The organism is Paenibacillus sp. FSL M8-0212, from assembly GCF_038004645.1.
Taxonomy (GTDB): Bacteria; Bacillota; Bacilli; order Paenibacillales; family Paenibacillaceae; genus Paenibacillus.
Map to the genome: position 1 here is coordinate 3,393,225 of NZ_JBBORP010000001.1, position 6,942 is coordinate 3,400,166.

At 53.3% G+C, this 6,942-nt stretch carries 3 protein-coding genes; all 3 read left to right on the forward strand.

Going from position 1 to position 6,942, the window contains the following annotated elements; translation table 11 throughout:
- Positions 1-75 precede the first annotated feature (75 nt).
- Genes MKX68_RS15025 through MKX68_RS15035 form a run of 3 tightly spaced genes read left to right on the forward strand, consistent with a single transcriptional unit; the run spans position 76 to position 6,930 of the window.
- The gene (locus MKX68_RS15025; RefSeq protein ID WP_340912607.1) at positions 76-3,384 is read left to right on the forward strand and encodes a non-ribosomal peptide synthetase; all 3,309 of its coding nucleotides are present in this window, start codon (positions 76-78) and stop codon (positions 3,382-3,384) included.
- Complete coding sequence (locus MKX68_RS15030; RefSeq protein WP_340912610.1) at positions 3,374-5,200, forward strand: ABC transporter ATP-binding protein; 1,827 nt, start codon at positions 3,374-3,376, stop codon at positions 5,198-5,200. The genes MKX68_RS15025 and MKX68_RS15030 overlap by 11 nt, the downstream gene beginning before the upstream one ends.
- Positions 5,197-6,930, forward strand: coding sequence for an ABC transporter ATP-binding protein (locus MKX68_RS15035; RefSeq protein ID WP_340912614.1), 1,734 nt, complete (start codon positions 5,197-5,199; stop codon positions 6,928-6,930). The genes MKX68_RS15030 and MKX68_RS15035 overlap by 4 nt, the downstream gene beginning before the upstream one ends.
- Positions 6,931-6,942: the final 12 nt, after the last annotated feature.

Consider the following 6,942-nt stretch of genomic DNA (forward strand, 5'->3'; position numbering starts at 1 on the left):
ACGCGCAGGCCGAAAGCAAGCTTTATCGGACCTGCGCCGGGGCATGCGGTCACTTCATTTTTAGGGGAGGTACGAATGAAATCTTTATTTGAAAAGGAAGGACGGTACTGGAGCAGCAAGTTTGACGACGAAGACAGCCTGAGCTTCCTTCCCTATAGTCAATCCTCCAAATTATCTGCGGGCGGCGAAGCTGCGGCAGAGCCGGCTTTGCTTCACCGTACCCTGCCGAGTGAGCTCTCGGAGAGAATTATTCGCCTCGCCAATGGTTCGGATCTGGCTTTGTACATGATTGTTTTGGCAGGAGTAAAGAGCCTGCTGTTCAAATATACTGGGCAGGATCAAGTACTGGTCGGCATGCCTTCTTATAGCGCGGACCAGGACGTGACTCAGCCTCCGCATGACATCCTGGTTATCAAAACGTCCGTAAGCAGCCAGACTACGCTGAAAACGCTGCTCGGGGGCATCAAAGCTTCCATCGGCGAGGCGCTGGAGCATCAGCATCTGCCTTTTCGGAAAATGGTGGAGCCGCTCCATCTGGACTATACAGTGGAAGGTCTTCCAGTGGTCAACACCGTCGCATCCTTCGCCCCGATTCATCCTGAACCGCTGGGTAACCGGGTGGCGGCCGATACGGATTTTCGATTCAACCGCCAACATGATTCTATCGAGCTAGAAATAAGCTTTGACGGGAATCGATACGAGCAGGCATTTGTGGAACAGGCGGCCGACCACCTTGTTCGGCTTCTGTCCGTGCTTGTATTTCAGCCGGATCTGGAGCTTGGACAAGCCGATGTGCTTTCCCCGGACGAGAGGGAGACGTTGCTGAATCGATTTAATGATAACGATACCGGGTTCGAGCGGGGGAAAACGATTCACGGTTTGTTTGAAGAACAGGCGGAGCTTTACCCGGACAACGTGGCCGTTGTCATGCACGAACGGCAGTTGACCTACCGCGAGCTGAATGAGCGATCCAACCGTCTTGCGCGCCAGCTGAGGGAGACGGGAGTTGAAGCGGATCAGCTGGTAGCGATTCTGGCTGAACGCTCGCTTGATATGGTTGTCGGCATACTGGGGATTCTCAAAGCGGGCGGAGCCTATGTGCCTGTTGATCCCGACTACCCGGAGGAGCGCATCCGCTTCATGATCGAGGATTCGGGTGCACCGTTATTACTGATTCAAAAGCATTTGCATGAGAAGACCGACTTCGCAGGAACGCGCCTTGAAATAGATGATTTCGTTTGGGGAGACAGTGGGGCGAACTCGGAAGGTGCGCTGGACGCTTCGAATCTGGAGCCAATTTCCGGGTCAGGCAACCTGGCATATGTCATCTACACGTCAGGAACGACCGGCAAACCCAAAGGCACGTTGATCGAGCATAAAAACGTTGTGCGCCTCCTGTTCAACGACAAGAACCTGTTCGACTTCGGGCGGTTTGACACGTGGACGCTGTTCCACTCGTTCTGCTTCGATTTCTCCGTCTGGGAAATGTATGGAGCGTTGCTGTATGGAGGCAAGCTGGTCATCGTACCACCGTTCACGGCGAAAAATCCGACCGAGTTTCTGGCGCTGCTGGGCCGCGAACAGGTCACGATTTTGAACCAAACGCCAACGTACTTCTACCAGCTGTTGCGTAAGGTCTTGGCGGATCATCCATACGATCTGCGGATTCGCAACGTCATTTTCGGAGGCGAAGCGCTCAGTCCGCTTTTGCTCAAGGGTTTTAAGACGAAGTACCCGCAGACAAAGCTGATCAATATGTACGGCATTACCGAAACGACGGTTCACGTGACGTATAAGGAAATTACGTGGGTCGAAATGGAGGCGGCGAAGAGTAATATCGGCAAGCCAATCCCAACACTGAGGGTTTATGTCCTGGATGAAAACCGCCGCCCTGTGCCGATTGGCGTAGCGGGCGAAATGTACGTGGCCGGGGAAGGGCTTGCGAGAGGATACCTGAACCGTCCGGATTTGACGGCGGAGAAGTTCGTTGATTCCCCGTTTGCGGATGGGGAAAAACTGTATCGCTCAGGCGACTTGGCGACCTGGCTACCGGATGGCAACATCGAATACCTGGGCCGAATCGACCACCAGGTCAAAGTCCGCGGGTACCGGATCGAGCTGGACGAAATCGAGACGCAGCTTCTGAACGCACAGGGCGTGGAAGAAGCGGTGGTACTCGCCCGGGACGACGCAAACGGCCATAAGCAACTTGTTGCTTATTACGTTGCGGAAACAAAGCTGGCGGCGAATGAACTCAAGGAGCAGCTCGCCCAGCAGCTTCCGGGGTATATGATTCCTGCGCATCTTGTGCAGCTTTCGCAGATGCCGCTGACCGCGAACGGAAAAATCGACCGCAAAGCGCTGCCGCTACCGGAGGAAGCTGCGGCTGGAGGAGTGGAATATGTTGCGCCTAGAACACTGCTCGAGATGAAGATCTCCCGTGTCTGGCAGGATACACTTGGCATTCCACAGGTTGGCGTAAAGGATAACTTTTTTGAGCTGGGCGGCAATTCCTTAAGTCTGATGAGGCTCGTTCAAGCCGTTTACGATGAAACGGGCATTGAGATACCGCTGAATCGCCAATTTCATAGTGTAACCGTTGAAGCCATGGCTTTTGGAGAGGAGGATCTGGGTCTGGATAAAGGGGGAGACTCCTTCATTAAGCTGAATAAAACAGGGGATCTGAACGTGTTCTGCTTCCCTCCAGGCAGCGGCTTCGGCATCGGTTACCGAGAGCTTGCAAGCAGGCTAGACGGCCGGTTCGTGCTTTACGGCATTGATTTTATTGACGATGTCATCGATTACGAGGCCATGCTGAACCGTTATGTGGATGAGATTGTTCGCATCCAGCCGGAAGGACCTTACGTGCTGCTCGGTTACTGCTTCGGAGGCAACCTGACGTTCGAGGTAGCCAAAACGATGGAAAGAAGAGGGTATTCCGTAACGGACGTGCTCATGGTGGACTCGTGGATTAAGGACACACTCACACCTTATGAAACGTCTGAGAAAGAGCTTGAAGAAATGTTTGCGGATTTCGACGAAGAAGAGAAGGAATTAATGAGTAATCCACTCGTGCGGGAGCGTGTTCATCGGAAGATTAAAGCCACTTTGACGTACGAAGCGCAGCTTATTAATTCAGGCACGATAACTGCCCGTATTTACGAACTGATTGCGAAGGACAGCGAAGCGTTCCGCCTGGAGCACCAGTTGCCGTCCTGGCAGAGGGCAACGACGCAAGCTTACTCTGATTACCGGCTGGAGGGCGCACACGAGGAATTACTGGAACTCGCGCGTGTGGAAGAAACGGCCATTGTCATCCGTGACATCTTAGTGCAAATCAAGCGGCAGATCGAAGCGGAGGCCGGGGTCCTGCATGGGAGCTGATCGGCAGATGTCTGTTCAAGACCAAGGCACAGCGGCGCCTTCCAAGCGCCGAACCACTTATGCCACCTGGAAAGCATTCCGCTGGCTGATGTCCTATGTAAGCCGTCACAAAGGCTGGATGATCGTCGGTATCCTGTCCGCAATTGCCGCCGCGGTTATTGAGATATGGACGGGACGTTTGGTCGAGCAGCTGACCACACAGGCCGAGAATGGGGCGGGGCCAATCGTTCTGCAGATCGTGTACACGGTCTTTGTGGTCATCTTGATTGGTGTGCCGGCAAAGTTTTTCATGAGCTTTGGTGTGGAGCGAAGCAGTGCCTCTGCGGTGCAGGATATCCGCAACCATGTCATGCGTCATATCGGCAAACTCCCGGTCCCCTATTTGGTAAAGCAGCACTCCGGCGACGTGTTGTCGCGGATCAACAACGATCTGCAGCTCATCCAGCAATTTATGATTCGGGACCTCGCCCAGTGGTTTTATCATCCGCTATTATTTATCGGCTGTTTCTCTTATTTGATGTATCTCCAATGGGAGCTGATGCTGTACAGCCTGTTGTTATTTCCCGTAGCACTGCTGGTTTCCCAATGGATCGGCAAGCAGTTGGAACAGTTGACGGAGGAAGCCCAGGCAAACATGGGCCGAATGAACATCAACCTCCAGGATACGCTTGGGGGGATGCCTATTGTAAAAAGCTATCTGCTATCTGGTATGTTATCTCGCTCCTACCAAGTGTTGCTGCAACTGACGGCTCAAAAAAAGCTGGCCGTGAAAAAGCGGGAAGCCTGGGTTAACCCGCTGCTTTCTACGCTGATGATCAGCCCGATCATTTTCGCCGTCAGTTACGGTAGCTATTTGATCTACAACGGGCAGCTAGGCGCGGGAGAACTGATCGCCTTCCTGTACTTGCTTAATCTGTGTCTGGAGCCGCTGGAGCATATCCCCGAGCTCATCACGCGCACGTTCGAAATGACCGGTGCCCTGAGAAGGGTCTCCGAAATCGTCGAGCAGCCGACCGAAACGGAGAATGGCCGTTTGCTTCCAAAAGCGAGCGCCGCTCCCATCCATTTTCAGAACGTAACCTTCGGGTATGAAGAGAGTTCTCCGATTCTGCGGAATGTTAGTTTCTCGGTGCCGGAAGGCAAGACGATTGCACTTGTCGGAGCGAGCGGCGGAGGGAAGAGCACGGTGTTTAAGCTGGTATGCGGCTTTTATCCACTTCCGGAGGATCAGGGCGAGATCCGCGTGTTCGGAAGCCTGATCCACGGCGCTAATCCAGAGCAGCTTCGGTCGCATTTTTCCGTGGTAACCCAAGATTCATATTTGTTTAGCGGTACGATCGCCGAAAATATCGGCTACGGGCGGGAAGAAGCGTCGATGGACGAGATTATTGAAGCCGCCAAAGCCGCTCAGGCTCATTCTTTCATTATGCAGCTTGAGGGTGGCTACCAGACTTATGTCGGAGAGCGCGGCGGCTTTTTGTCCGGTGGGCAACGCCAGCGCATTGCAATGGCCCGGGCTTTTCTGAAGGATGCTCCCGTACTGCTGCTGGACGAGCCCACATCGGCTCTTGATCCGGAGTCGGAAAGCGCGGTTCAGGAAGCGCTGGGCGTATTGATGAAGCAGAGAACGACCATGGTTATTGCCCACCGGCTTTCTACGGTACAAAACGCCGATGAAATCTGGGTTATGGAACAAGGAAATATTATCGAAAAGGGCACTCATGAACAATTGCTCGAGAGGAAGGGAATGTACGCCCAGTCGTACTACCAGGAATTTACCGAGTCTGCCGAACGCAGGGAGGTGTCGTACACATGAAAAAGGGCGGAAGGCTATCGCAAGTGAAAGAACTTGGCTACTTGCTGACGTTTATGAACCGCAAGCGCAAAACCCAGTACGCGATTGGCCTTGCTGTAACGGCGCTCACCCAGACATTGTTTCTGATCGCCTTCAGCTTGGTCGTACATAACTTGGTTGATTTCGCCGTGTCCCGAGATACGTCCCTGATGGTGGAAGCTTTTATTATTTTGGGCGCGGCCCTGTTTCTGGAAAATATAATTTCTCCCTGGTTCATTTACTTATACCAGCGAAGTGTCGAGCTGACTGTGCTGAATATCCGCAAACGTCTTTATGACAAGCTGTGCCGGGTGCGGCCGAGATTCCTGGAGCAGACGCACCATGGTGACTTGCTGTCGCGGGTGAACAACGACGTAACGACCGTTGAGTTTACATTCTCGCAGGTTTACTTCGTTTTGTTGCTTCAAGTTGTCTTTTGCATCGGCTCCATTGTCTCCATGGTGGTGATCGATTGGCGGTTTGCCGGCGTATCCTTCGTCGTTCTGCTGCTGTCCTCTCTGGTCAGCCTGAAATTTGCACGGGATATCCGCGCTTTGTCCGAACAAGGCTTGCAAACGCTCGGTAAAATGACTGAAAAATTCAAAGATTTTATGGGCGGCATTCAAATTGTGAAGCTGTTCCGCATCCGCACGATTTACGGCCAGTACGAGGCGTTGAACGAACAAATGACGCAAACGCTTCGGCAAACGGCGAAGAAGAACGGTATGCAGGCTGCGGTGAACCATTTTATCAGCTACGTCACGTTCTGCGGCATCATCGTCATCGGCAGTCTTCTTTATGCCTACGGATTGATGGGAATGGGAAGCGTCGCCGCTCTGGCAGTTTTGCAAGTGAATCTGACGCACGCCTTGTTGAACTTGGGGACGGTTCTGTCAATGACCCAAAATTCGCTCGCGGGCGCTCACCGGATTCAAGAGGTACTAAGCGAGGAAGAGGAACCGGAGCGTCTGGGATCTTCCCGTAGCGAGCTTGTATCGGAGGCTGCGGTGGAGTTTCGCGATGTGGAATTTTCCTATCAGGCGGATAAAAAGGTACTTGTCGACATGTCCATGCAGGTGTTTCCTGGTCAAGTCGCTGCGATCGTGGGAGCCAGCGGCAGCGGCAAAAGTACACTGATCAAGTTGCTGCTCGGCTTTTATCCTGTGGATAGCGGTGATATCCTGCTTCAGGGCAAACCGTTCGGCCATTACACGCTGGACGAAATCCGCAGGCAGATTGCATACGTTCCGCAGGAGCCGTTTTTGTTTACCGGCACGATTGAGGAAAACATCCGTTATGGCAACCCGGATGCAACGGATGAAGAAGTGGTTGAAGCGGCCAAAGCGGCGTATGCTCACCATTTCATTCAGGAACTTCCTGAACAGTATAAAACGCCGGTGGGAGAGAGAGGGGCGTCGTTGTCAGGCGGACAAAGGCAGCGAATTGCGATCGCCCGGGCGATTCTCAAAAACGCCCCGATTCTGCTGCTGGACGAAGCGACTTCTGCATTGGATAACGAATCCCAGCATTGGGTACAGCAAGCTCTGAACGTATTGATGAAGGGGCGCACCACCATTCTGATTGCGCATCGTCTCAGCACGGTGGAACATGCAGATTTGATTACGGTCATGAACCAAGGAACGGTCGTCGAACGGGGCCGCCATCAGGACCTGCTGGCGCTCGGAGGTTATTACGCTCGGCTGTACGGATAGACCCGCTTTTCG